We start from the raw sequence: 24180 nt of genomic DNA, 5'->3' as shown, positions 1-24180 counted from the left end.
GTTAACACATGACATTAAATGTTGTGTAAATGTGATTATTCCTGGTGTTTATCCCGATTTTCACTATGGGCTTAGACCCCCGCTAATCCCTGCAATACTTAATTCAGTATCATGTGATACACGGCCCTCTGGAGCTCATTTTGAACAGGTTACCTTCCAGCGCATCGGCTTTGGCCTGTAGCGCGCACGCACTGAATCTCATCGAGAAGCGAACGCTAAACCATGAGGAAATGAAAGCACTAAACCGAGAGGTCATTGACTACTTTAAAGAGCATGTAAATCCAGGATTTCTGGAATACCGGAAATCTGTTACCGCCGGCGGGGATTACGGAGCCGTAGAGTGGCAAGCGGGCAGTTTGAATACGCTTGTCGACACCCAGGGGCAGGAGTTTATCGACTGTCTTGGGGGGTTTGGCATCTTTAACGTGGGGCACCGTAATCCTGTTGTGGTATCCGCCGTCCAGAATCAACTCGCAAAACAACCTCTCCACAGCCAGGAGTTACTTGACCCCTTGCGGGCGATGCTGGCAAAAACGCTGGCGGCGCTGACACCGGGGAAACTCAAGTACAGCTTTTTCTGTAACAGCGGCACCGAATCCGTCGAAGCGGCGCTAAAACTGGCAAAAGCGTATCAGTCGCCGCGCGGCAAGTTTACCTTTATCGCCACCAGCGGCGCATTTCATGGCAAATCATTGGGCGCGCTCTCCGCCACGGCCAAATCCACCTTCCGCAGACCCTTTATGCCTTTACTGCCGGGCTTCCGCCATGTGCCGTTTGGCAATATCGACGCGATGAGCATGGCATTTAGCGAAGGCAAAAAAACGGGCGACGAGATAGCAGCCGTGATTCTGGAGCCTATTCAGGGTGAAGGCGGCGTGATCCTGCCGCCGCAGGGATACCTGACAGAGGTACGTAAGCTCTGTGACGAATTCGGCGCGCTGATGATTCTGGATGAAGTACAAACCGGCATGGGGCGTACCGGCAAGATGTTTGCCTGTGAGCACGAAAATGTGCAGCCTGATATTCTGTGTCTGGCGAAAGCCCTGGGCGGCGGCGTGATGCCGATTGGCGCCACCATCGCGACTGAAGAGGTGTTTTCGGTTCTGTTCGACAACCCCTTCCTGCATACCACCACTTTTGGCGGTAATCCGCTGGCTTGTGCTGCCGCGCTGGCGACCATTAACGTCCTGCTGGAGCAAAATCTCCCGGCCCAGGCGGAACAAAAAGGCGATACGCTCCTGGATGGTTTTCGACAACTTGCGCGTGAATATCCCAATCTGGTACACGAGGCGCGCGGCAAAGGTATGTTGATGGCCATTGAATTTGTCGATAACGAAACGGGCTACCGTTTTGCCAGTGAGATGTTCCGTCAACGCGTGCTGGTCGCTGGTACGCTGAATAATGCGAAAACAATTCGTATCGAGCCACCGCTCACGCTAACCATTGAACTGTGCGAACAGGTATTGAAATCAGCGCGTAATGCGCTGGCGGCGATGCAGGTGAGCGTTGAAGAGGTTTAAACACGATGCCGGATGGCGCTATGCTTATCCGGCCTGTTTTCCCCGGGTCGCGGCCTCTTTTTTGAATCCCATCACAATCACCACATTCCCCTTTTCCCTTTTACCTCGCGACGGCTACAGTAGTAACTCATCCGACCACATAACAATAATTTTACATACTGGATACGCTTATGAGCTACCCGTCGCTGTTCGCCCCGCTCGATCTGGGCTTTACTACTCTCAGAAACCGCGTGCTGATGGGATCGATGCACACGGGTCTGGAAGAACATCCTGATGGCGCCGAGCGCCTGGCGGCATTTTATGCCGAGCGCGCGCGACACGGCGTAGCGTTAATCGTCACCGGCGGTATTGCGCCCGTTCCCTCCGGGGTCGTGATGACCGGCGGCGCGATGCTGAACGACGCCAGCCAATTAACGCCTCACCGCGTGGTGACCGATGCCGTACATGCGGAAGGCGGTAAAATCGCGCTGCAAATTCTGCACACCGGGCGTTACAGCTATCAGCCGCACCTGGTCGCGCCGTCGGCAATTCAGGCGCCAATCAACCGCTTTATGCCGCATGAACTGACGCATGATGAAATCTTGCAGTTAATCGACGACTTCGCGCATTGCGCGCAGCTGGCGCGGGAAGCAGGCTACGACGGCGTAGAGGTGATGGGATCAGAGGGCTATCTGATTAATGAATTTCTCACGCGGCGAACTAACCATCGCGATGACGAATGGGGCGGCGACTATACCAGCCGTATGCGCTTCGCGGTTGAGGTAGTACGCGCGGTACGCCAGCGGGTAGGGAACGACTTTATTATTATCTATCGCCTGTCGATGCTCGATCTGGTGGAAAATGGCGGCACGTTCGACGAAACGGTACAACTGGCGCAAGCCATTGAAGCCGCAGGCGCAAGCCTAATTAATACCGGCATTGGCTGGCATGAGGCGCGAATCCCGACCATCGCCACGCCAGTACCGCGTGGCGCCTTTAGCTGGGTGACACGGAAACTCAAAGGTCATGTGTCGGTTCCGCTGATCGCGACCAATCGCATTAACGATCCGCAGGTCGCCGAGACGATCCTGACGCGCGGCGATGCCGATATGGTGTCGATGGCGCGTCCCTTCCTTGCCGATGCTGAATTCCTGACTAAAGCGCAATCCGGACGCGCAGATGAGATCAATACCTGTATCGGCTGTAATCAGGCCTGTCTGGATCGGATCTTCATCGGCAAAGTGACCTCCTGTCTGGTGAACCCGCGCGCCTGTCACGAAACCCACATGCCGATAACGCCGGCCATACGCAAAAAGAACCTGGCCGTTGTCGGCGCAGGCCCGGCGGGGCTGGCTTTCGCGATTAACGCCGCGTCGCGCGGCCATCATGTCACGCTGTTTGACGCTCAGAGTGAAATTGGCGGTCAGTTTACTATCGCCAGGCAGATCCCGGGTAAAGAGGAGTTTTATGAAACGCTGCGCTACTACCGTCGAATGATCGATGTTACTGGCGTTACGCTGAAACTGAACCAACGGGTGAACGCAGAGGATCTTCAGCCGTTTGACGAAGCGATCCTCGCCTGCGGAATAGTACCGCGCCGCCCGCCGATAGACGGTATCGATCATCCAAAAGTATTGACCTACCTGGAGGTATTGCGCGATAAAGCGCCGGTTGGTAAGCGAGTGGCGATCATTGGCTGCGGCGGGATCGGTTTTGACACGGCCATGTATCTGAGCCAGCACGGCGAATCCACCAGCCAAAATATTGCTGAATTTTGTACGGAATGGGGAATTGATACCAGCCTGCAACAGGCAGGCGGTCTGCGCCCGGAAGGCCCGCGCCTGGCACGTAGTCCACGGCAAATCGTCATGCTGCAACGCAAAGCCAGCAAGCCGGGCGAAGGGTTAGGTAAAACCACCGGCTGGATCCATCGCGCGACGTTACTGGCGCGCGGCGTGAAGATGATCCCGGCGGTCAGTTACCAGAAGATCGACGACGACGGATTACATCTCTTGATCGGCGGCGAACCGCAGTTGCTGGAAGTGGATCATGTGGTGATCTGCGCCGGACAGGAACCTCGCCGCGAGCTGGCGGACCCGTTACGCGCCGCAGGTAAAACGGTACATCTTATCGGCGGATGCGATGTCGCGATGGAGCTGGATGCCCGACGGGCGATTGCCCAGGGCACCCGACTGGCGCTGGAGATTTAACGACTTTACCTGATGGCGCTGCGCTTATCGGGCTTACGTCGTCATACCGGTTTTATAGGCCGGTATGACGCTTGAGCGCCTTATCGACGGCGTCCCTGCTTCACCGCTTTCAAAATAACAAATTTATTGTTGGTTGCTATCGTCGCGCAATTACCGAAAATCTTCTTCAGCTTGTGGAAATAGTCCAGATGGCGGTTCGCCACAATATACAGTTCGCCGTTGATTTTCAGGCAGCGGCGGGCATGATGGAACATCTCCCAGGCGATATTATCCGTCAGCGCATGTTTCTGGTGGAACGGCGGGTTGCAGAACACAGCGTTAAAACGGAACGGCTCCACGCCGGAGAGCGCATTGTTGATCATAAATTCGCAGCGTTCGAACGCTTCCGGCAGGTTCGTTTCTACATTCAAACGGCTGGAATCTACCGCCATCGGCGATTCATCGACAAATACCACGTTCGCCTGCGGATTTTTCGCCAGTAAGCTCAGGCCAATCACCCCATTGCCGCAGCCGAGATCGACAATCTCCCCGTCGAGGTTTTCCGGCAAATGCTGCATAAAGAAGCGCGCGCCGATATCCAATCCGGTACGAGAAAACACATTCGCATGGTTGTGAATCGTCCAGCCTGTATCTTCCAGTTTCCAGCTTAGCGTTTGCGGCGCGTCGGCCAGTTGCGGATGACTGAAGGTACAGTTAATCAGGCGCGCTTTCTTCCACGCCAGCGTCGTCGTGGTTGGGCCCAGCACTTTTTCAAACAGTTCCAGCGTAGAGGTATGAATATCTCGCGCTTTCGCGCCGGCGATAATACGCGTTTGCGCCGTAACGACCTTACGCAAAGCGCGTAACTGCTGTTCCAGCAACGCCAGCGTTTTCGGTACCTTAATCAATACCACGCCCGGCGCCTGCGGGTAGTCAGCGGTACTGTCGAGAAACGTTACGCTGGACTCCGCGATGCCGTTATGGCGTAAATTCTCTCGCGTACCCAGTTCGCTTAAATACGAATCGCCAATACTGTATGGCGAATGCTCCGCCAGCGCACAGCTTAGCGCGCCAAACGTATCATTCAGGATCAGCACCGGGCCGCGAATTTCCGTCTCATCCAACTGTTGCAGCAGATACTCATCGGCCGCCTCCCACGCCAGAAGCGGGTTAACATCATCCGTTTGCGGAAAACGTTTCAGCGTCAGTGAACGGAAACCGTCGTCTACGTGGCTCATTAGGCCTCCTGAATGGTAAAATTGCGGCGTTATCCCTGAAAAGGGTGCGTGAGTATACACTTTTTATCAGCAACATGGAGCTTTGATGACCTCACTAACTTACCTTCAGGGGTATCCGGAACATCTCCTTGCCCAGGTGCGCACCTTAATCGCCGAGCAGCGCCTGGGAGCGGTGCTGGAAAAACGTTATCCCGGCGCGCATGATTACGCCACTGACAAAGCGCTATATCACTATACTCAGGAACTGAAAAGTCAGTTTCTGCGCAATGCGCCGCCCATCAATAAAGTGATGTATGACAGCAAGATCCATGTGCTGAAAAATGCGCTGGGACTGCATACCGCTGTCTCGCGCGTTCAGGGCGGCAAGCTCAAGGCAAAGGCGGAGATCCGCGTCGCCACCGTGTTTCGCAACGCCCCGGAGCCATTCTTACGGATGATTGTGGTTCACGAACTGGCACACCTGAAAGAGAAAGATCATAACAAAGCGTTTTATCAGCTCTGTTGCCATATGGAGCCGCAGTACCATCAACTGGAGTTTGATACGCGACTGTGGCTGACGCATCAGGCGCTGTCGGCACAATAAATTCTGAAAATGCCCCTTCCCCCGTATCTTTTTAACGGCGTGGGCATAAAATCGGCGCGTTCACATTTCGCTCATTGCCTGCCGCCACGTCAAGGATGACGATCTGTAGAGGGTATTTTTTATCCACCGCCAACGGAACCGCGCAACAACCATGCTCTCACAATGTGCCCGTTTTATCCGCCGCCTCTGTTTTACACGCCGGGCGTTAACAGTGGCGTGTTTTCTGCTTGTCGCAGCAGGCGTCGCGCTTTTCTATTCCAACTGGCTTATCGTCAACGCCTCGCAGCATCTGACATGGAATGATATTCAGACCGTTCCCGCCCGCAACGTCGGGCTGGTGTTAGGCGCTAAACCCGGCAATCGGTATTTTACCCGGCGGATTAATACTGCCGCCGCGTTGTATCACGCCGGTAAAGTGAAGTGGCTGTTAGTCAGCGGCGATAACGGCAAAAAAGAGTACGATGAACCTTCGGCGATGCAGCAGGCGCTGATAGCGAAAGGTGTGCCGGAAGCGGCCATTTTTTGTGATTATGCCGGATTCTCCACGCTGGACTCCGTAGTTCGCGCCCGGAAAGTGTTTGGCGAAAGCCGCATTACGATTATCTCGCAAGCATTCCATAATCAACGGGCGATCTGGCTGGCGCAACAATATGGCATTGACGCTATCGGCGTTAACGCGCCGGATCTGAATAAAAGGCACGGAACCTACACACGACTTCGGGAAAAGCTGGCGCGGGTTAGCGCGGTGCTGGATGCCAAAATTTTGCACCGTCAGCCTAAATATCTGGGCGCTGGCGTCACTATTGGGGCTGATAGCGCACACGGGTGCCCTTCTCGCCAGTAAAATGCCAGAGTGCGTCGCAGCGCACTGGCAAGGGCGGAAAGGCGTGCTACATTGACGAAAAATCCCTTTCTGGAGTCCGCTGACGTTTATGATACGTTTCGCTGTAATTGGGACTAACTGGATCACGCGCCAGTTTGTCGACGCCGCCCATGAAACCGGCAAATTCAGGCTCGCCGCCGTTTACTCCCGTAGTCTTGAACAGGCGCAGTCTTTCGCAAATGATTATCCCGTCGAGCATCTGTTTACCTCGCTGGAAGCGATGGCGCAAAGCGACGCGATTGAGGCGGTTTATATCGCCAGCCCGAATTCCCTGCATTTCTCCCAGACGCAGCGCTTTTTGCAGCATAAAAAGCATGTCATGTGCGAAAAGCCGCTGGCTTCTAACCTGGCGGAGGTTGATGCCGCTATCGCCTGCGCGCGCGATAATCAGCGGGTACTGTTTGAAGCCTTTAAAACCGCCTGCCTGCCCAATTTCCTGCTGCTGCGGGAATCGTTGCCGAAAATCGGCAGAATGCATAAAGCATTCCTAAATTACTGCCAGTACTCTTCACGTTATCAGCGCTATCTGAACGGTGAAAATCCGAATACGTTTAATCCGGCCTTCTCCAATGGTTCGATTATGGATATCGGGTATTACTGTCTGGCGTCGGCGATCGCGCTATGGGGCGAGCCGCGCAGTGTTCAGGCGTCGGCGAATTTATTGGAAAGCGGAGTAGATGCGCACGGCGTCGTGGTTATGGATTACGGCGATTTTAGCGTCACGCTACAGCATTCCAAAGTCAGCGACTCGGTACTGGCCAGTGAAATTCAGGGCGAGAGGGGATCGCTGGTCATTGAAAAGCTGTCGGAATGCCAGAAAGTGTGTTTTGCGCCGCGCGGCGCGCTGATGCAGGATCTGACCCAGCTTCAGCATATTAATACCATGCTGTATGAAGCCGGGGCGTTTGCCCAGCTTATTGAAAACCATGCCGTGGAACATCCGGGGTTGTCGCTAAGTCGCGCCACGGCAAAATGGCTGACAGAAATACGCCGTCAAACCGGGGTCATCTTCCCGGCGGACGATCTGACTCATCCCCTTACTGCGTAAAATTATGTAAATCATATGTTACAGGCCATTGACTCTACGCGTGGCCTGTCATACTTTGTTACGCGCAAAGGGGAGTAACTTCATTGCCGGTCGATCGTCATTACGATGTGTGCAAAACCACATCCGGTCACCGGGCAGCCATAAAGGAATGCGTCAGCGTATTCCTTTATTGTTGTAAGTGAGACCTTGCCGAATGGCAAGGTCTATGCATAAAAGCAACGGCTAATGCCATTCGGCGTTAGCCGTTTTTTTTTTGCATAGGGAGAAATAATGAATACTGTTGGTACGCCATTATTATGGGGTGGATTCGCGGTTGTTGTGGTGATAATGCTATCCATCGACCTGTTGTTGCAGGGACGCCGTGGCGCACATGCGATGTCGATGAAACAAGCGGCAGGATGGTCAATCCTGTGGGTAACGCTCTCGCTACTGTTTAACGCCGCTTTCTGGTGGTATCTGGCTGAAACGCAAGGGCGCGAAGTTGCTGACCCGCAGGCATTGGCGTTCCTTACCGGCTATCTGATTGAGAAGTCGCTGGCCGTAGATAACGTCTTTGTCTGGCTGATGCTGTTTAGCTATTTCTCCGTCCCTCCGGCTCTGCAACGCCGGGTGCTGGTGTATGGGGTTCTTGGCGCGATCGTGTTGCGTACTATCATGATTTTCGCCGGTACCTGGCTTATCACTCAGTTCGAATGGCTGCTGTATGTGTTCGGCGCCTTCCTGCTGTTTACCGGCGTAAAAATGGCGCTGGCGAAGGAAGACGAATCCGGCATTGGCGAAAAACCGATGGTGCGTTGGCTGCGCGGGCATCTGCGTATGACCGATACGATCGAGAACGAGCGCTTTTTCGTACGTAAAAACGGCCTGTTGTATGCCACGCCGCTGCTGCTGGTGCTGATTATGGTTGAGCTCAGCGATGTAATCTTCGCCGTTGACAGTATTCCGGCGATCTTTGCGGTCACCACCGACCCGTTCATCGTACTGACCTCTAACCTGTTTGCCATCTTAGGACTGCGCGCGATGTACTTCCTGCTGTCCGGCGTGGCGGAACGCTTCTCGATGCTGAAATATGGTCTGGCGGTCATTCTGGTCTTTATCGGCATTAAGATGCTGATCGTCGACTTCTACCATATTCCTATCGCGATTTCGCTGGGCGTAGTGTTTGGCATTCTGACCATTACGCTGGTGATTAACGCCTGGGTTAACCATCAGCGCGATAAGAAACTACGAGCGCAATAATCTTTTATCGGGGTAAACCTGCCCCGTCAAAAACGCCCGGCAGCGCACACCTGTCGGGCGTTTTTGTTTAACATGTCACAATACTGTTAATATAAAGTTATAAAACATGATCACAGCAAAAAATCCAGGATATTTCGCTTCCCGAACCTTCAACTTTCCTTATACTCAACCAGGCAAACACTTTGTTACATCCTGAAAGATGCGCCGTAAGAGCGTGCAGGGGATGACCAGCAACACAATACAAGGAATATGAAATGGCTACGCAACGAGCATCAGGGCTACTGCAGCGTTTAGCGCAAGGCAGTCTGGTTAAACAAATTTTAGTGGGTCTGGTACTGGGGATTTTACTGGCATGGATTTCTAAGCCTGCGGCAGAAGCGGTTGGCTTGCTTGGCACCCTGTTCGTCGGCGCCTTAAAAGCGGTCGCCCCCGTTCTGGTGCTGATGCTGGTAATGGCCTCGATCGCCAACCACCAGCACGGCCAAAAAACCAATATTCGCCCTATTCTCTTTCTTTACCTGCTAGGCACCTTTTCAGCCGCGCTGGCGGCCGTTGTGTTCAGCTTCGCCTTCCCTTCAACGCTGCATCTGTCCAGTAGCGCCCAGGATATCGTGCCGCCGTCCGGCATTGTAGAAGTCTTGCGCGGTCTGCTGATGAGCATGGTGTCGAACCCCATCGACGCGCTGCTGAACGCTAACTATATCGGGATTCTGGTATGGGCCGTCGGTCTGGGATTTGCCCTGCGTCATGGCAATGAAACCACCAAAAACCTCGTGAACGATATGTCTAACGCCGTGACCTTTATGGTGAAACTGGTGATCCGTTTCGCGCCAGTCGGTATTTTTGGTCTGGTTTCATCAACGCTTGCAACCACCGGCTTCTCTACCCTGTGGGGTTATGCGCACCTGCTGGTCGTCTTGATTGGCTGTATGCTGCTGGTCGCGCTGGTGGTCAACCCGCTGTTGGTATTCTGGAAAATTCGTCGCAACCCTTATCCGCTGGTGTTCGCCTGCCTGCGTGAAAGCGGCGTTTATGCCTTCTTTACCCGCAGCTCTGCCGCCAATATTCCAGTGAATATGGCGCTGTGCGAAAAGCTGAATCTGGACAGGGATACTTACTCCGTTTCCATTCCGCTGGGCGCCACTATCAATATGGCCGGCGCGGCAATTACCATTACGGTTCTGACGTTGGCGGCAGTCCATACGTTAGGCGTCCCGGTGGATCTGCCTACAGCGCTGCTGCTGAGCGTGGTGGCCTCGCTGTGTGCTTGCGGCGCCTCCGGCGTGGCAGGCGGTTCATTGCTGCTGATCCCGCTGGCGTGCAACATGTTTGGCATCCCGAACGATATCGCGATGCAGGTAGTAGCGGTCGGCTTTATTATCGGCGTATTGCAGGATTCGTGTGAAACGGCGCTGAACTCGTCTACCGATGTTCTGTTCACTGCGGCAGCCTGCCAGGCAGAGGACGAACGTCTGGCGAATAACGCCTTGCGTAGCTAAGTGATTATCGATGCCGGATGGCGTATGCCATCCGGCGTAACGATAGATCTGAATCTCCCAATCCATAGGCTGTGATGGAAAGCGAATTGATGTTCACGCGCAACATCCTCGCGTAACGTTATATGTAGATGGCGTCTGCCGCGGCGCTCGGTCAGCGTAAAGTATAAAGTGTCAGCCTGTGTAAATCCTCTCGCCACCCTCCCTTGCGATAAGCAAAATCAAAGCTCAACGACGCGTAATTTCTATAACGGACTTCGTTGACCTTTGTTACAATTAGATGCATTTTGAATTTTTGTGTGTTAGTGCTTGCTTACTTCACAACTTAACAAGGAATAGTTCAGGCCGCGAATTTGCCGTTTCCGCAACGCTGATAAAAACTCCAACTCTGTTGCGGCAGTGCAAACCTCAGATCACCGGCGTGACGTTAACCGATTCTCCAGGAATACTGAATGGAACTACTGACTCAATTGCTGAATGCCCTGTGGGCTCAGGACTTTGAAACACTGGCCAATCCTTCCATGATTGGCATGTTATATTTTGTGTTATTTATGATTTTGTTTCTGGAAAATGGGCTGCTCCCTGCCGCCTTTTTGCCTGGCGACAGCCTGTTGATCCTGGTCGGCGTGCTGATCGCCAAAGGCGCGATGGGTTTTCCACAAACCATTTTGCTGCTTACCGTCGCGGCCAGCCTGGGTTGCTGGGTGAGCTATATTCAGGGCCGCTGGCTGGGGAATACCCGCACCGTGCAAAACTGGCTCTCTCATCTCCCCGCACATTATCATCAACGCGCCCATCACCTTTTCCATAAGCACGGCCTGTCGGCATTATTGATAGGCCGTTTTATCGCGTTTGTCAGAACGCTGCTGCCCACCATTGCCGGCATATCCGGCCTGAATAACGCGCGCTTTCAGTTCTTCAACTGGATGAGCGGCTTGTTGTGGGTGCTTATCCTGACGTCGCTGGGCTATCTGCTGGGCAAAACGCCCGTCTTTATGAAGTATGAAGATCAGTTAATGTCATGCCTGATGCTGCTGCCCGTGGTGCTGCTCTTTTTTGGCCTGGCGGGTTCACTGGTCATGCTGTGGAAAAAGAAGTATGGGAGCCGGGGATAACTTATGCTTAAACCACGCATAACTGCCCGACAACTCATTTGGATCAGCGCTTTTCTACTGATGCTGACCATACTCATGATGACGTGGTCAACGCTGCGTCAGCAAGAGTCGACGCTAGCCATTCGCGCGGTTAACCAGGGCGTCAGTATGCCAGACGGCTTCTCAGTTCTGCATCATCTGGATGCGAACGGCATTCATTTTAAAAGCATTACGCCTAAAAATGACATGTTGCTCATTACCTTCGATTCCCCTGCGCAAAGCGCCGCAGCAAAAACAGTGCTTGATCAAACGTTACCACACGGTTATGTCGTCGCTCAGCAGGACGATGACAACGAAACGGTACAGTGGCTGTCCCGCTTACGGGAAAGCTCACACCGCTTTGGCTAATCTCCAGGAATCCGAATCATATCACTCACTTTGGTGATTTCATTGTTTAATGACTATGATTAATAAAGCGGTGTTTAACCCACCGCGTTATTATCGGGATCACCGCCCCGGACAACGGGTCCGAACATAAGGGAAAGTTCAGGAATGAAATACCGCATCGCTTTGGCTATCACGCTTTTTACACTTAGCGCCGGTAGCTACGCTAATTCGCTTTGTCAGGAAAAAGAGCAGGATATACAAAAGGAAATTAGCTACGCTGAAAAGCACAACAATCAGCGCCGTATTGAGGGTCTGAACAAGGCGCTCAGCGAAGTACGCGCCAATTGTACTGACAGCAAGCTGCGCGCCGAGCATCAGAAAAAGATCGCTGAGCAAAAAGAAGAGGTAGCCGAACGCCAACGTGATTTAGCCGAGGCAAAAGCAAAAGGCGATGCGGATAAAATAGACAAACGTGAACGTAAGCTGGCCGAGGCTCAGGATGAGCTAAAAAAACTTGAGGCCAGAGACTACTAAATTAACGCCGAATGTAAATACTCACTCACCTGGAGAAAACTATGTCGAAAGATAACACTACGGAACATCTGCGCGCTGAGTTGAAATCCCTGACCGATACGCTTGAAGAAGTGCTGAGCTCTTCGGGCGAAAAGTCGAAAGAAGAGTTGAGTAAGATTCGTAGCAAAGCCGAGCGCGCGCTGAAAGAGAGCCGTTACCGCCTGGGCGAAACGGGTGATGTGATTGCCAAACAGACTCGCGTCGCCGCCGCCCGCGCCGATGATTATGTGCGCGAAAATCCCTGGACAGGCGTAGGCATTGGCGCCGCTGTCGGTCTGGTGTTGGGCGTACTGCTGACGCGTCGTTAATTATGGCGGACTCTCGACAGGCACAAGGACCAGGCAAAAGCGTACTGGGTATCGGGCAGCGGATTGTCACCATTATCGTTGAGATGGTGGAAACCCGGCTGCGACTGGCGGTAGTAGAACTGGAAGAAGAGAAAGCGAACCTCTTTCAGCTTTTGCTGATGGTAGGTCTTACCATGCTCTTCGCGGCGTTTGGCTTAATGAGCCTGATGGTTCTGGTCATCTGGGCTATCGATCCTCAGTACCGTTTGAACGCGATGATCGCTACCACAGTTGTGCTGTTAGTGCTTGCGCTAATCGGCGGCATCTGGACTTTGCGCAAAGCGCGTCAGTCCACGCTATTGCGCCATACGCGGCACGAACTGGCTAACGATCGGCAAATTCTGGAGGACGATCAGTCGTGAGCAGCAAAGGCGAACGCGAAAAACGTAAAGCGCTGCTTCTCAGTCAGATCCAGCAGCAACGGCTGGATCTGTCCGCCAGCCGTCGCGACTGGCTGGAGACCACCGGCGCGTACGATCGCGGCTGGAATACGGTGTTAAGCCTGCGCTCCTGGGCGCTGGTCGGTAGCAGCGTAATGGCCATCTGGACCATCCGTCATCCTAATATGTTGGTACGCTGGGCGAAACGCGGCCTGGGTATCTGGAGCGCCTGGCGCCTGGTAAAAACTACCCTCCGTCAACAACAGCTCCGCGGTTAATATCTTTTCTTTTATAGCATCGCGCCATCAGGTTATCACCTGGTGGCGCGATACTTTTATGCATATCGTCTCTTTAGCAATCACTCAAATTTTTTGAAAAAATTTGGCAATTTTCCTTGCTAACAATTCCTGCACGCCACGTTTATGATTCTCTCCAGCGATAACAATGATGCGCCAAACCGCGTCATTGCTCATGAAAATAGCAGCAGCCGCCGAATCGGCCCCCTGGAGAATAAAATGAAAAAATTAGAAGATGTTGGTGTACTGATAGCGCGTATTTTAATGCCAGTTCTGTTTATTACCGCAGGATGGGGAAAAATTAGCGGCTATGCGGGCACACAGCAGTATATGGAAGCGATGGGCGTACCAGGATTCCTGCTGCCGCTCACCATACTGCTTGAGTTCGGCGGCGGTCTGGCGATTCTGCTGGGGTTCCTCACCCGCACCACTGCGCTTTTTACCGCTGGTTTTACGTTGCTGACGGCATTGATCTTCCATAGCAATTTTGCAGAAGGTGTAAACTCGCTGATGTTTATGAAAAACCTGACCATTGCCGGCGGATTCTTATTACTGGCGTTAACCGGGCCTGGCGCGTTCAGCCTTGACCGTCTGCTGAATAAAAAGTGGTAAGCAATCTATACTCAATTAAAAAAGCGAGGGAATAGCGCCTCGCTTTTGTCATCTGAAGGAGAGAGACATGGGACAACTGATCGATGGCGTCTGGCACGACACCTGGTATGACACCAAATCTTCCGGGGGGAAATTTCAGCGTTCAGCGTCGGCTTTCCGCAACTGGCTTACCGCTGACGGCGCGCCCGGACCTTCCGGCGAAGGCGGATTCGCCGCAGAAAAAGATCGTTACCATCTGTACGTTTCCCTTGCCTGCCCCTGGGCGCATCGCACGCTCATTTTCCGTAAACTGAAAGGTCTGGAGCCGTTTATTCCGGTTTCCGTCGTGAATCCATTGATGCTGGAAAACGGCTGGACGTTTGATGATACTTTTCCGGCGGCCACCGGCGATACCCTCTATCAGCATGAATTTCTCTACCAGTTGTATCTGCACGCCGATCCACACTACAGCGGCCGCGTCACCGTACCGGTCTTATGGGATAAAAAAAATCATACTATCGTCAGCAACGAGTCCGCCGAAATCATTCGTATGTTTAACTCCGCCTTCGATGGGCTGGGCGCTAAAGCCGGGGATTACTATCCCCCCGCGCTGCAAAGCAAAATTGACGAGTTAAACGGCTGGATTTATGACAACGTTAATAACGGCGTTTATAAAGCAGGCTTCGCCACCAGCCAGCAAGCGTATGATGAAGCGGTAGACAAGGTATTTACTGCGCTGGCGCGCCTGGAACAGATTCTCGGACAGCACCGCTATCTGACGGGCGACCAGTTGACCGAGGCGGATATCCGCTTATGGACGACCCTGGTACGCTTTGATCCGGTTTACGTGACTCATTTCAAATGCGACAAATACCGAATCAGCGACTACCTGAATCTGTACGGTTTCCTGCGCGATATCTATCAAATACCGGGCATTGCTGAAACTGTTAATATGGACCATATTCGTCACCACTATTTCCGTAGCCATAAAACGATTAACCCCACGGGTATCATTTCTGTCGGACCGTGGCAGGATCTGCTCGAACCTCACGGGCGCGACGTGCGCTTTGGCTAATTTCAGGCGTCCTCCGGGATGCCTTATTAATAAATACCACAAATATTTACCAACATTTCATTCGCGGCTATTCTTAGTTTGATTACTTTAAAAACAAGTGATTGAACCATTATTGAGGCGAAAATGGATTGGTATTTAAAGGTTTTAAAAAATTATCTGGGATTTGGCGGCCGCGCGCGACGCAAAGAGTACTGGATGTTTATTCTGGTCAATATCATCTTTACCTTTGTGTTGGGCCTGCTGGACGCCATGCTTGGCTGGCAACGCGCCGGGGGTGAAGGCGTTCTGACCACCATTTACGGCGTTCTGATCTTTTTACCGTGGTGGGCCGTGCAGTTCCGTCGTCTGCATGACACTGACCGCTCCGCATGGTGGCTACTGTTGCTACTTATCCCCATTATCGGCTGGCTTATCATCATCGCGTTCAACTGCCAGAATGGTACGCCGGGCGACAACCGCTTCGGCCCCGATCCGAAACGTTTTTCCTGATGGCGGCGCGGCGCCGCTTTTAAAGCGCCGCGCGCTATTTATTTTCCGGCGAATAGCTTAGGTATTTCCCGCAGGCACCAGGCTTTTGCCTCCCCCATACTGTCGCGCCGCCAGGCCATAATAATATCGATTTCGCTGGTCGATTCCGGGCTGACCACGCGTAGCCGCCCTTCGGCAATATCCTGTTCCACCATCGAATATGGCATGGTCGCGACGCCAAGCCCGGCCAGCAGCGCCTGACGTTTATCTTCAATCGTGCTTACCGTCAGACGTGGCTGCTTATCCAGCAGTTGCACCGTTAATACCGGCCGCTCGCGCGCGGTATCCGCTACCGCTACGCCGCGGTATTTAACCCGCGTCACTTCCGAAAGCGGCTCCGGCTCCTGATGAATAGGATGGTCAGGCGCGGCGACATACACATTCATAAGCGTATACAACTTACGGGAGTTAATTTCCGACGACGATCGAAAATGCATATCCGGAGCGATGACGATATCCGCCCGTCCCTGCTCAAGCCGCTCCCATGCGCCAGCCAGTACTTCGGTAATCAATGAAAGCTGCGTATTGGCTTTAGCGGCCAGCCGGTCGATCAGCGGAAAAAAAGCAGGCGTCGGTACCAGAGCTTCAGTGACCAGCGTCAGATGAGTTTCCCAACCGCGGGCCAACGCTTCAGCATCCGTCGTTAACTTGTCTGCCGCTTCCAGCAATACCCGCCCGCGTTCCAGCAGCATACGTCCGACGTTGGTGAATTTTGTACGATGGCCGGAGCGATCGAACAGTACAACGTCCAACTCTTCTTCCAGCTTCTGCATGGTGTAACTCAGCGCGGAGGGCACCCGCCCCAACTCATCAGCCGCTGCGGCAAAACTGCCCCGGCGGTCAATGGCGTCCATCACACGCAATGCTTCAAGCGTCAGCGCTCTCTCTTTAGCCATAACGTTCTCATTCAGGAAATTTGAACATACCGGGCAGAATATCTGGCTAACAATGCAGCGTCCAGCCCCTTAACATAAAAGGAAGTAAAGAGAGGTTAATAACGATGATTACGACCCGAACCGCCAAACAATGTGGACAGGCAGACTACGGATGGCTACAGGCCCGCTATACCTTCTCCTTTGGACACTACTTCGACCCTACACTGCTGGGCTACGCGTCGTTGCGCGTACTGAACCAGGAAGTGCTGGCGCCGGGCGCCTCTTTTCAGCCTCGAACTTATCCAAAGGTGGATATTTTAAACCTGATTCTGGACGGCGAAGCGGAATACCGCGACAGCGACGGCAACCATGTACAGGCTAAAGCGGGCGAAGCGTTACTGCTCGCCGCGCAGCCGGGCATTAGCTACAGCGAACATAATATCAGCAAAGTTAAGCCGTTAACCCGAATGCAACTGTGGCTTGACGCCTGTCCTGAACGGGAAAACACGCTGGTACAAAAAATCCCACTCCTGGCGGCGCAACAACAGCTTCTTGCCTCGCCCGACGGTGAGCAAAACAGCTTACAACTGCGCCAACAGGTCTGGGTACATCATATTACGCTGGAGAAAGGCGAATCGCTTAATTTCCAGCTTCACGGGCCGCGCGCCTATTTGCAGTCGATTCACGGTACGTTCCACGCGATGACGCACAACGAAGAACGCGAGGCGTTAACCTGCGGAGATGGCGCATTTATTCGTGATGAACCTAACATTACGCTGGTTGCCGATACGCCGCTGCGCGCGTTACTGGTAGATTTACCGGTGTAGCCAGCCAGAAAAGGAGTCGCAAGATGAGTAAAAAATCGGCGAAGAAACGTCAGCCCGTGGTAAAACCTGCCGTACAGGAGGCGATGAGCGCCACTGTGCCGCTGGGCTATGAAGAGATGCTAACCGAACTGGAAGCCATCGTGGCGGACGCCGAAGCCCGGCTGGCAGAAGAAGAGGCCGCAGCCTGAAATCATGCCGGATGGCGGCGCAAGCGCCCGATCCGGCTGATAACGGGTAGACCCGATAAGCGCAGCGCCATCGGGCAACACGCTGCCCCGACGTCATGCCGGGGCGTTATTATTAATGCGCTTTACTGGCCATAATCTCGATGATCTGCTTGTCGGTCTGCTGCATTGAGCGACACGCCAGCGAACACAAATTCGAAATAGATTGTTCGACATTGTGCGCCACAATCCCTTCGTTTCCGGTCACCGCCGTATCATCCAACGCCATCAGTACGGCTTTCCACGCCGCCGACGCGCTGGTAGAGACTTTCATCGCGCAGCTATTCGACGCGCCATCGCAAATCATCCCGCTGACATCACCAATCATACTGCTGATAGCCATTGCGATAGTGTCGTAACGACCATCTATCAGCCACGCCATACCCGCTGCCGCGCCCATCGCCGCCGTAGTTGCCGCGCACAGCGCCGACAAACGCGGAAGCTGATGGTGAATATAGATAGCGCTCAAATGCGATAACATTAGCGCGCGCGCCAGGCGCTCGTCATCGGCGCCGACATGTTCAGCAACCACCATGACTGGCACCGTGGCGGTAATCCCCTGGTTGCCGGAGCCGGAGTTGCTCATCGCGGGCAACGTGGCGCCGCCCATTCTGGCGTCTGACGCCGCGCTGGTACGGATCAAAATCGCCGTGGAGAGATCTTTCGCCAGCAGACCGCGATCGCACTGTTTGGCCAGCGTCGAACCGATATGCAGCCCCCAGGAACCACGCAGTCCCTCCTGCGACAACGCGCCGTTTAGCCTGGCCGCATCGAGAATAAAGCGGATAGCGTCAAAGGGCACCGCATTCACAAACGCCAGGATCTCTTCCAGCGAGGTATGAGACAGCACTCCCAGTGGCGAGTTTTTTTCTTCTTCCTGCGCATTATCGGCCTGGGTAAATACCACACCCTTGTCGGTTTCTATCCGCACAATATTTGTATGATCGCCGACGATCGTGACACATGCCCAGCTATCGCCGCTATACACTTTCGCCCGTGAAAACAGGATATCGTTACATGGCTCCTGCAACATCACCGCGACATGTCCAGCGGCCAGCATCGCTTTTGCATCGGCAACGGCTTTAGCGGAAGCGTCTTTTAACACCTCCAACCCGGCTTTCGCATCACCGCCCAACGCGCCCAACGCCGCGGCGATCGGTAGCCCTACCATTCCCGTTCCTGGAACGGTAACGCCCATACCATTTTTCATCAGATTGGGCGAAACCCACGCGTCAATGCGTTCAACTGTGCCGTTAAGTTCAGCCGCCGCCGCCGCTGCCGCCAGCGCCAGTGAAATTGGCTCAGTACACCCCAGCGCCGGTTTTACTTCTTCCTGTACGGCCAGAATAAAACTTTGCCACAATGGATTTATTTTAGATTCAAACATAACAACAACCTTAATCTCAGGTATATCAAGAGAATGCCAGGAACGGAGAAACGCATAGCAGCAGACCGGTAATAATAATCAGGTACAACGAAGCGCCTTTATATTTGTGCAATGCGGGAACCTTGTAGACCAACCATGCCGGAATTAAACAGCCCACCATACCGAAGATAGGGCTACAAATAGAGGTGAAGCTCAGTACCGGCGCGTTGAGCACAATGGCGCTCCAGGCCAGCAAAATAGCGAAAATCATAATGCCGCGCTGTACCAGATTTTCCTTAATCTTCTCGGCGGGCATTTTGCGGCGCAGGATATTCATCACAATGCCTTGCGTCGCTTCGCGGAATCCTAAATAAACGCCAAAGAAGGCGGTCATGACGGCAAAGATGTTCAGAATTACGCTAACCACTTTGACCCAGCCAGCGCCATCGCCGCTAATAAATTGCGCGGCGATCGCCAGGGCGGAAATATTCTGCTCGTAGGCTTTCACCGCTTCGTCATGCCCCATCGCCAGGGTGAAGGAAACCGCATAGAAAAAGACGGTAACGAACAGGATGCCAAACGCGATATTCATGGCGCGCAGCGCTTTATGGCGTGCGACCTCAATAGATTTTTCGCGTGAACGGTAAGAGATCACCATTGGGCTTAACGTCTGGATAAATAAAATCGAGGTCAGCGTAAATGGCAGGGTAATAATGGCGTTTTTAATCAGCAGGGCCATCGGTGGCAGCGCGCCAATGTTATACAGATGCCACATACCCACCATAGAGACACCCAGCGCCGCCACTACCAGTAGCTTGGTCAGCACCATGCCGGTGGAAATTTTGAACAGTAATTTTTCACCGCGTGAGGAAATCGCCACCAGGATGCAGATCAGCACCAGACCATAAAATGGACTATCGGAAAGTAATCCTTCCGTTACGCCGAAAGTATGCAGATAAGAGGCGCTGTCGTTAGTAATCGCCGTAGAATAGACGAACATCCAGATGACGAGCATCACAAAGTACAGCGCGCCTAATAAAATACCCCAGTTTTTGCCCAGATAGCCGCTGATCACGCTGGGGTAGTCTTTACATTCCGGGGATTCCGCTAGCGTATTAATAAACAGCCGCTGGAACAGGTACATGGCCGGATAGCCAATAATAGAAGAGAGTAAAAAGACCCAAAGTCCCATCAGGCCGACCTGGACAGGAAGAAAAACGATCCCTGCGCCGATCGCCATCCCGATACTCATAATGACCCAACCGGTGTCGGTACTATCAAATTTGATGGCTTCACGCCATTCGCTTTCTGTCATCCCTGCCCGACGCGCCGGGGCTGATGCGTCGAGGATTACGCTGGTATTACTAGCCGATTCCATAGAATTCTCGCTCAATGTGTAGGTAGAGGTTTTTTTTTATTTTTCGTGCCGCAGCAAGGCGATATGCAGAACGTGAGGTGCAGGTACTTTCTTGTAATAAGAAAATCATACGCGCACGATAAGAGAAAAACTTACCAATAAAACACCTTCATTTCTTGTGGGTTAAGAATTCTTTTCTATTTACTATTGGTTTAATGTTGTTATTTTCTCTATTTGACGCATATCACAACAAAAAAGGGCGCACGTTGGTGCGCCCTTTTCTCAACTTCTGTCTTCTACGTTATCCCATAGCCTGCTCACTCTGCGCCTGTCGGGCCTATCCACAAACGACTTTAATCGCCAGACCGCCGCGCGACGTCTCGCGATATTTGTCGTTCATGTCTTTACCCGTTTCGTACATGGTTTCGATTACTTTATCGAGCGAAACCCGCGGTTCAGAGGTACGGCGTAGCGCCATTCGCGCCGCATTTACCGCTTTAACGGCGTTAATCGCATTACGTTCAATACAAGGGATTTGTACCTGACCCGCCACCGGGTCACAGGTGAGGCCAAGGTTATGCTCCATCGCAATTTCCGCCGCAATACAGACCTGCGCCGGGCTACCGCCCAGCAGTTCTGTCAGCCCTGCCGCCGCCATCGAACACGCGACGCCAACCTCGCCCTGACACCCCACTTCCGCGCCGGATATCGAGGCGTTCATCTTGTACAGCATGCCAATTGCCCCCGCCGACAACAGATAACGGGCGATAGAGTTGGCATTGACCGGACGACGGAATTTGTCGTAATAGGCCAGCACCGCGGGAATAATGCCGCACGCGCCGTTGGTCGGCGCGGTGACCACTCGCCCACCCGCCGCGTTCTCTTCACTCACGGCCAGGGCGAACATGTTAATCCAGTCGATGACGTTCATCGGATCGCGGGAGAGATTATCGCTGGAGACCAGCAGACGCCGTAACGCTACCGCGCGGCGTGGAACGTTCAGCGGCCCCGGCAGCACGCCCTCAGTATTCATGCCACGTTCAATTCCGGTCGCCATCACCTGCCAGATGCGGGCAAAGCCAGCGTCAATCTGCTCTTTGCTCCGCAACGCCAGTTCATTTTGCATCATCAGGCCGGAAACCGAGAGCCCCTGTCTTTCACACAGCGTCAACAGTTCGCTGGCGGAATGAAAATCATACGGCACCGATTTTTCTACGTCGTGCGACTGACCAAAACGCTCCTCTTCGACAATAAAGCCGCCGCCAATAGAGTAATACGTTTTGTGTAAAAGCGGCGCTTGTCCGTTCCAGGCGGTAATACGCATACCGTTTTCATGGCGCGCCAGGGTTTCAGCGTGAAAGAGAATACTGTCGGCGACGGGAAAATCCACCACATGCGCGCCACCCGCCACCGATAAACGGCTGCTGCGGGCAACCTCCTGGATAAACGCCGGAATGCTATCAATATTGACATCCTGCGGCGTATTGCCCGCCAGGCCCATAATGATGGCGGTATCGGTCGCGTGGCCTTTGCCCGTCAGCGATAGCGATCCGTAAAGATCAACCGTGATGCGCGTCGTTCGCGGCAGGTCGCCGCTGTCGATCAGCCGATCGATAAAACATTTTCCTGCATTCATTGGCCCAACGGTATGGGAGCTTGAAGGTCCAATGCCAATCTTAAAAATATCAAATGCGCTAATCATATCTCCCCCTAAGATTACCGTTCAGCGAAGATCCGTTGCGGGGCGATCCACACGATCGCCCCGTTCACGTTACATCGCCTGAGTAAAGGTGCGCGAAATAACGTCCTGTTGCTGTTCACGCGTCAGCGCATTGAAGCGCACGGCATAGCCGGAAACGCGGATCGTCAGGTTCGGGTAGTTTTCCGGATGTTCAATCGCATCCAGCAACATTTCACGGTTCATGACATTGACGTTCAGATGCTGCCCACCTTCCACCTGTGCTTCATGATGGAAATAGCCGTCCAGCAAGCCGACCAGATTGGTTTTCCGCACCGCATCTTCTTTCCCGAGCGCCGCAGGCACAATCGAGAAGGTGTACGAAATACCGTCTTTGGCGTAGGTAAACGGCAGTTTCGCCACCGACGTCAGCGAGGCCACCGCCCCTTTGCGGTCACGACCATGCATCGGGTTCGCCCCCGGCGCGAACGGCGTTCCGGCGCGACGTCCATCCGGCGTATTGCCGGTCTTCTGCCCGTACACGACGTTCGAGGTGATGGTCAAAATGGACTGCGTCGGCACCGCATTGCGATACGTTGGCAACACGCTAATTTTTTGCATAAAGCGTTTCACCAGGTCGCAGGCGATGCTGTCCACGCGCTCATCGTTGTTGCCGTACTGCGGATACTCGCCTTCAATAGCAAAGTCGATGGCAAGGCCGTTTTCGTCGCGGATCGGCTTCACCTGAGCGTACCTGATGGCGGACAGGGAATCCGCCGCCACCGACAGTCCGGCGATGCCGCACGCCATCGTCCGATACACATCACGGTCGTGCAGCGCCATCAGCGAAGCTTCATAGCTGTACTTATCGTGCATGTAGTGAATGATGTTCAGCGCGCTAATGTACTGCACCGCCAGCCAGTCCATAAAGTGGTCGAGGCTCTCCATTACCGCGTCGTAATCCAGCACCTCATCCATTAACGGCGCGGTTTTCGGCCCAACCTGGATTTTCAGTTTCTCATCAACGCCGCCATTGATAGCGTACAGCAACGTTTTGGCAAGGTTGGCGCGCGCGCCGAAGAACTGCATCTGCTTACCGATGACCATCGGGCTGACGCAACAAGCGATGGCGTAATCGTCGCTGTTAAAGTCGGTACGCATTAAATCGTCGTTTTCATACTGCAAAGATGAGGTCACGATGGAGACCTGCGCAGCATATTTCTTGAATGCCACCGGCAACGCTTCTGACCACAGTATGGTCAGGTTCGGCTCCGGCGCTGGCCCCATCGTGTGCAGGGTATGCAGATAACGGAAGGAGTTCTTCGTCACCAGCGTGCGGCCATCAAGCCCCATCCCGCCAATAACTTCGGTGGCCCAGATCGGATCGCCGGAAAAGAGCGAATCAAATTCCGGCGTGCGCAGGAAACGCACCATGCGGATCTTCATGATGAAATGGTCGATCAGTTCCTGCGCCTGCTGCTCTGTCAGAAGGCCCGCGTTGAAATCGCGCTCAATGTAGATATCAAGGAACGAGGCGGTTCTTCCCAGCGACATTGCACCGCCATTTTGCGATTTTACCGCCGCCAGATAAGCGAAGTAGAGCCACTGTACCGCTTCCTGCGCGTTCCGCGCCGGGCGGGAGATATCGTAGCCGTATTTCGCCGCCATCTCCTGCATTTGCAGCAGCGCGCGACGATGCTCCGCCAACTCCTCACGCAGGCGAATCGTCGCCTCAAGATTCTGTCCCTGCTCCAGATTCGACTGCAGGTCGGCGAATTGCAGCTCGCGTTCGCGCACCAGATAACGGATACCATACAGCGCGACGCGGCGATAATCGCCAATAATGCGCCCGCGACCATAACCATCCGGCAAACCGGTTAATACGCCGGATTTACGGCAGCGCAGCATATCCGGCGAGTAAACATCGAATACGCCCTGATTATGGGTTTTCCGCAGGTCGGTAAAGGTATATTCAAAATCGGCGTCCATTTCGCGGCCATAAGCGTGGAATGAACTTTTGATCATGGTAACGCCGCCAAACGGATGCAAAGCGCGTTTAAGCGGCTTATCCGTTTGTAAACCGACGATTTTTTCCAGATCTTTTTCAATATACCCCGCATCGTGCGCGGTAATCGTCGTCGCGATGTTGGTATCGAAATCCACCGGCGCATGGGTCGCGTTCTCGATACGTATTCCCGCCATCACCTTTTCCCACAACGCCGTGGTCGCTGGCGTCGCGTCGGCGAGAAAAGATTCATCCCCCTCATAGGGCGTATAGTTATGCTGAATAAAATCACGGACATTAATTTCTTCTTTCCAGTCCGTACCTTTAAAATCACGCCATGCTTCGGCATACAGCATATCGCTGGTATCGATATTTACCTTCATGAAAAATAATCTCTCTACA

24 protein-coding genes are annotated in these 24180 nt (G+C 53.5%); 18 read left to right on the top strand and 6 right to left on the bottom strand.

Translation table 11 applies throughout. From position 1 onward, the window contains the following. The first annotated feature begins 140 nt into the window (after positions 1 to 140). On the top strand, positions 141 to 1520 hold the full coding sequence (ygjG, locus tag J4617_RS08275) for a putrescine aminotransferase (RefSeq protein WP_001536702.1): 1380 nt from the start codon (positions 141 to 143) through the stop codon (positions 1518 to 1520). Between the two features lie 170 nt (positions 1521 to 1690). Beyond that, entirely contained in the window at positions 1691 to 3709 is a 2019-nt protein-coding gene (locus J4617_RS08270; protein ID WP_017465428.1) for an NADPH-dependent 2,4-dienoyl-CoA reductase, read from the top strand. Between the two features lie 80 nt (positions 3710 to 3789). Here J4617_RS08270 and rlmG read toward each other — a convergent pair whose 3' ends face one another. Then, positions 3790 to 4926, bottom strand: a complete 1137-nt coding sequence (gene rlmG / locus J4617_RS08265) for a 23S rRNA (guanine(1835)-N(2))-methyltransferase RlmG (protein ID WP_000019989.1) — start codon at positions 4924 to 4926, stop codon at positions 3790 to 3792. 85 nt (positions 4927 to 5011) lie between these two features. Here rlmG and J4617_RS08260 point away from each other — a divergent pair, with 85 nt between their 5' ends. From J4617_RS08260 to J4617_RS08195, 14 genes are all read left to right on the top strand, one after another. Next, positions 5012 to 5509, top strand: coding sequence for a M48 family metallopeptidase (locus tag J4617_RS08260; protein ID WP_000202969.1), 498 nt, complete (start codon positions 5012 to 5014; stop codon positions 5507 to 5509). A gap of 151 nt (positions 5510 to 5660) precedes the next feature. Then, positions 5661 to 6353 (top strand): vancomycin high temperature exclusion protein, encoded by a 693-nt coding sequence (locus tag J4617_RS08255; RefSeq protein WP_000951045.1) that lies wholly within the window; start codon positions 5661 to 5663, stop codon positions 6351 to 6353. 88 nt (positions 6354 to 6441) lie between these two features. Continuing rightward, positions 6442 to 7440 (top strand): Gfo/Idh/MocA family oxidoreductase, encoded by a 999-nt coding sequence (locus J4617_RS08250; protein WP_017465427.1) that lies wholly within the window; start codon positions 6442 to 6444, stop codon positions 7438 to 7440. Between the two features lie 270 nt (positions 7441 to 7710). Next, positions 7711 to 8679: a TerC family protein gene (locus tag J4617_RS08245; RefSeq protein ID WP_001098837.1), complete on the top strand. Its 969-nt coding sequence runs from the start codon at positions 7711 to 7713 to the stop codon at positions 8677 to 8679. Positions 8680 to 8933: 254 nt separating this feature from the next. After that, positions 8934 to 10178: a serine/threonine transporter SstT gene (gene sstT, locus J4617_RS08240; protein WP_000235363.1), complete on the top strand. Its 1245-nt coding sequence runs from the start codon at positions 8934 to 8936 to the stop codon at positions 10176 to 10178. A 449-nt stretch (positions 10179 to 10627) separates the two neighbouring features. Further along, positions 10628 to 11290 carry a DedA family general envelope maintenance protein YqjA gene (gene yqjA / locus J4617_RS08235; protein WP_000422141.1) on the top strand — a complete coding sequence of 221 codons (663 nt, stop codon included), beginning with the start codon at positions 10628 to 10630 and terminating at the stop codon, positions 11288 to 11290. Between the two features lie 3 nt (positions 11291 to 11293). Next, entirely contained in the window at positions 11294 to 11677 is a 384-nt protein-coding gene (gene mzrA, locus J4617_RS08230) for an EnvZ/OmpR regulon moderator MzrA (protein WP_017465426.1), read from the top strand. A gap of 144 nt (positions 11678 to 11821) precedes the next feature. Beyond that, positions 11822 to 12190 carry a DUF1090 domain-containing protein gene (locus J4617_RS08225; RefSeq protein WP_000877297.1) on the top strand — a complete coding sequence of 123 codons (369 nt, stop codon included), beginning with the start codon at positions 11822 to 11824 and terminating at the stop codon, positions 12188 to 12190. 41 nt (positions 12191 to 12231) lie between these two features. Continuing rightward, positions 12232 to 12537 (top strand): YqjD family protein, encoded by a 306-nt coding sequence (locus tag J4617_RS08220; RefSeq protein ID WP_000031219.1) that lies wholly within the window; start codon positions 12232 to 12234, stop codon positions 12535 to 12537. 2 nt (positions 12538 to 12539) lie between these two features. Further along, complete coding sequence (locus J4617_RS08215; protein ID WP_000785626.1) at positions 12540 to 12938, top strand: phage holin family protein; 399 nt, start codon at positions 12540 to 12542, stop codon at positions 12936 to 12938. After that, positions 12935 to 13234 (top strand): YqjK family protein, encoded by a 300-nt coding sequence (locus tag J4617_RS08210; protein WP_000095496.1) that lies wholly within the window; start codon positions 12935 to 12937, stop codon positions 13232 to 13234. Before J4617_RS08215 ends, J4617_RS08210 begins: the two co-directional genes overlap by 4 nt. Before the next feature lie 237 nt (positions 13235 to 13471). Beyond that, positions 13472 to 13864, top strand: a complete 393-nt coding sequence (locus J4617_RS08205) for a DoxX family protein (RefSeq protein WP_001592732.1) — start codon at positions 13472 to 13474, stop codon at positions 13862 to 13864. A 67-nt stretch (positions 13865 to 13931) separates the two neighbouring features. Next, on the top strand, positions 13932 to 14918 hold the full coding sequence (locus J4617_RS08200; RefSeq protein ID WP_021000797.1) for a glutathione S-transferase family protein: 987 nt from the start codon (positions 13932 to 13934) through the stop codon (positions 14916 to 14918). A gap of 123 nt (positions 14919 to 15041) precedes the next feature. Further along, a complete protein-coding gene (locus J4617_RS08195) occupies positions 15042 to 15407 on the top strand; it encodes a DUF805 domain-containing protein (RefSeq protein WP_000384139.1) in 366 nt (121 codons plus the stop codon). Positions 15408 to 15445: 38 nt separating this feature from the next. Here J4617_RS08195 and yhaJ read toward each other — a convergent pair whose 3' ends face one another. After that, complete coding sequence (yhaJ, locus tag J4617_RS08190; RefSeq protein ID WP_001041026.1) at positions 15446 to 16342, bottom strand: DNA-binding transcriptional regulator YhaJ; 897 nt, start codon at positions 16340 to 16342, stop codon at positions 15446 to 15448. A 104-nt stretch (positions 16343 to 16446) separates the two neighbouring features. Between yhaJ and J4617_RS08185 the strand changes: the two genes are divergently transcribed. Beyond that, a complete protein-coding gene (locus J4617_RS08185; RefSeq protein ID WP_000633547.1) occupies positions 16447 to 17148 on the top strand; it encodes a pirin family protein in 702 nt (233 codons plus the stop codon). A 23-nt stretch (positions 17149 to 17171) separates the two neighbouring features. After that, a complete protein-coding gene (locus J4617_RS08180) occupies positions 17172 to 17336 on the top strand; it encodes a hypothetical protein (RefSeq protein ID WP_000039326.1) in 165 nt (54 codons plus the stop codon). 112 nt (positions 17337 to 17448) lie between these two features. On the opposite strand, the gene J4617_RS08175 is transcribed toward J4617_RS08180, so the two are convergent. The 4 genes from J4617_RS08175 to pflB all read right to left on the bottom strand — a co-directional run bounded on the left by J4617_RS08175 (position 17449) and on the right by pflB (position 24161). Next, entirely contained in the window at positions 17449 to 18759 is a 1311-nt protein-coding gene (locus J4617_RS08175) for a serine dehydratase subunit alpha family protein (RefSeq protein WP_001748612.1), read from the bottom strand. 25 nt (positions 18760 to 18784) lie between these two features. Next, on the bottom strand, positions 18785 to 20116 hold the full coding sequence (locus J4617_RS08170) for an amino acid permease (protein WP_000443187.1): 1332 nt from the start codon (positions 20114 to 20116) through the stop codon (positions 18785 to 18787). Between the two features lie 316 nt (positions 20117 to 20432). Next, the gene (tdcG, locus tag J4617_RS08165) at positions 20433 to 21797 is read right to left on the bottom strand and encodes an L-serine ammonia-lyase (RefSeq protein ID WP_000622075.1); all 1365 of its coding nucleotides are present in this window, start codon (positions 21795 to 21797) and stop codon (positions 20433 to 20435) included. 69 nt (positions 21798 to 21866) lie between these two features. Further along, positions 21867 to 24161: a formate C-acetyltransferase gene (gene pflB / locus J4617_RS08160; protein ID WP_017465425.1), complete on the bottom strand. Its 2295-nt coding sequence runs from the start codon at positions 24159 to 24161 to the stop codon at positions 21867 to 21869. Between the last annotated feature and the right edge of the window lie 19 nt (positions 24162 to 24180).

Source organism: Salmonella sp. 32010601201800023SM (assembly GCF_017572235.1).
Classification (GTDB): domain Bacteria; phylum Pseudomonadota; class Gammaproteobacteria; order Enterobacterales; family Enterobacteriaceae; genus Salmonella; species Salmonella enterica.
Note: the sequence above shows the minus strand (reverse complement) of the source record. Positions and strands in the feature narration are given on the sequence as shown.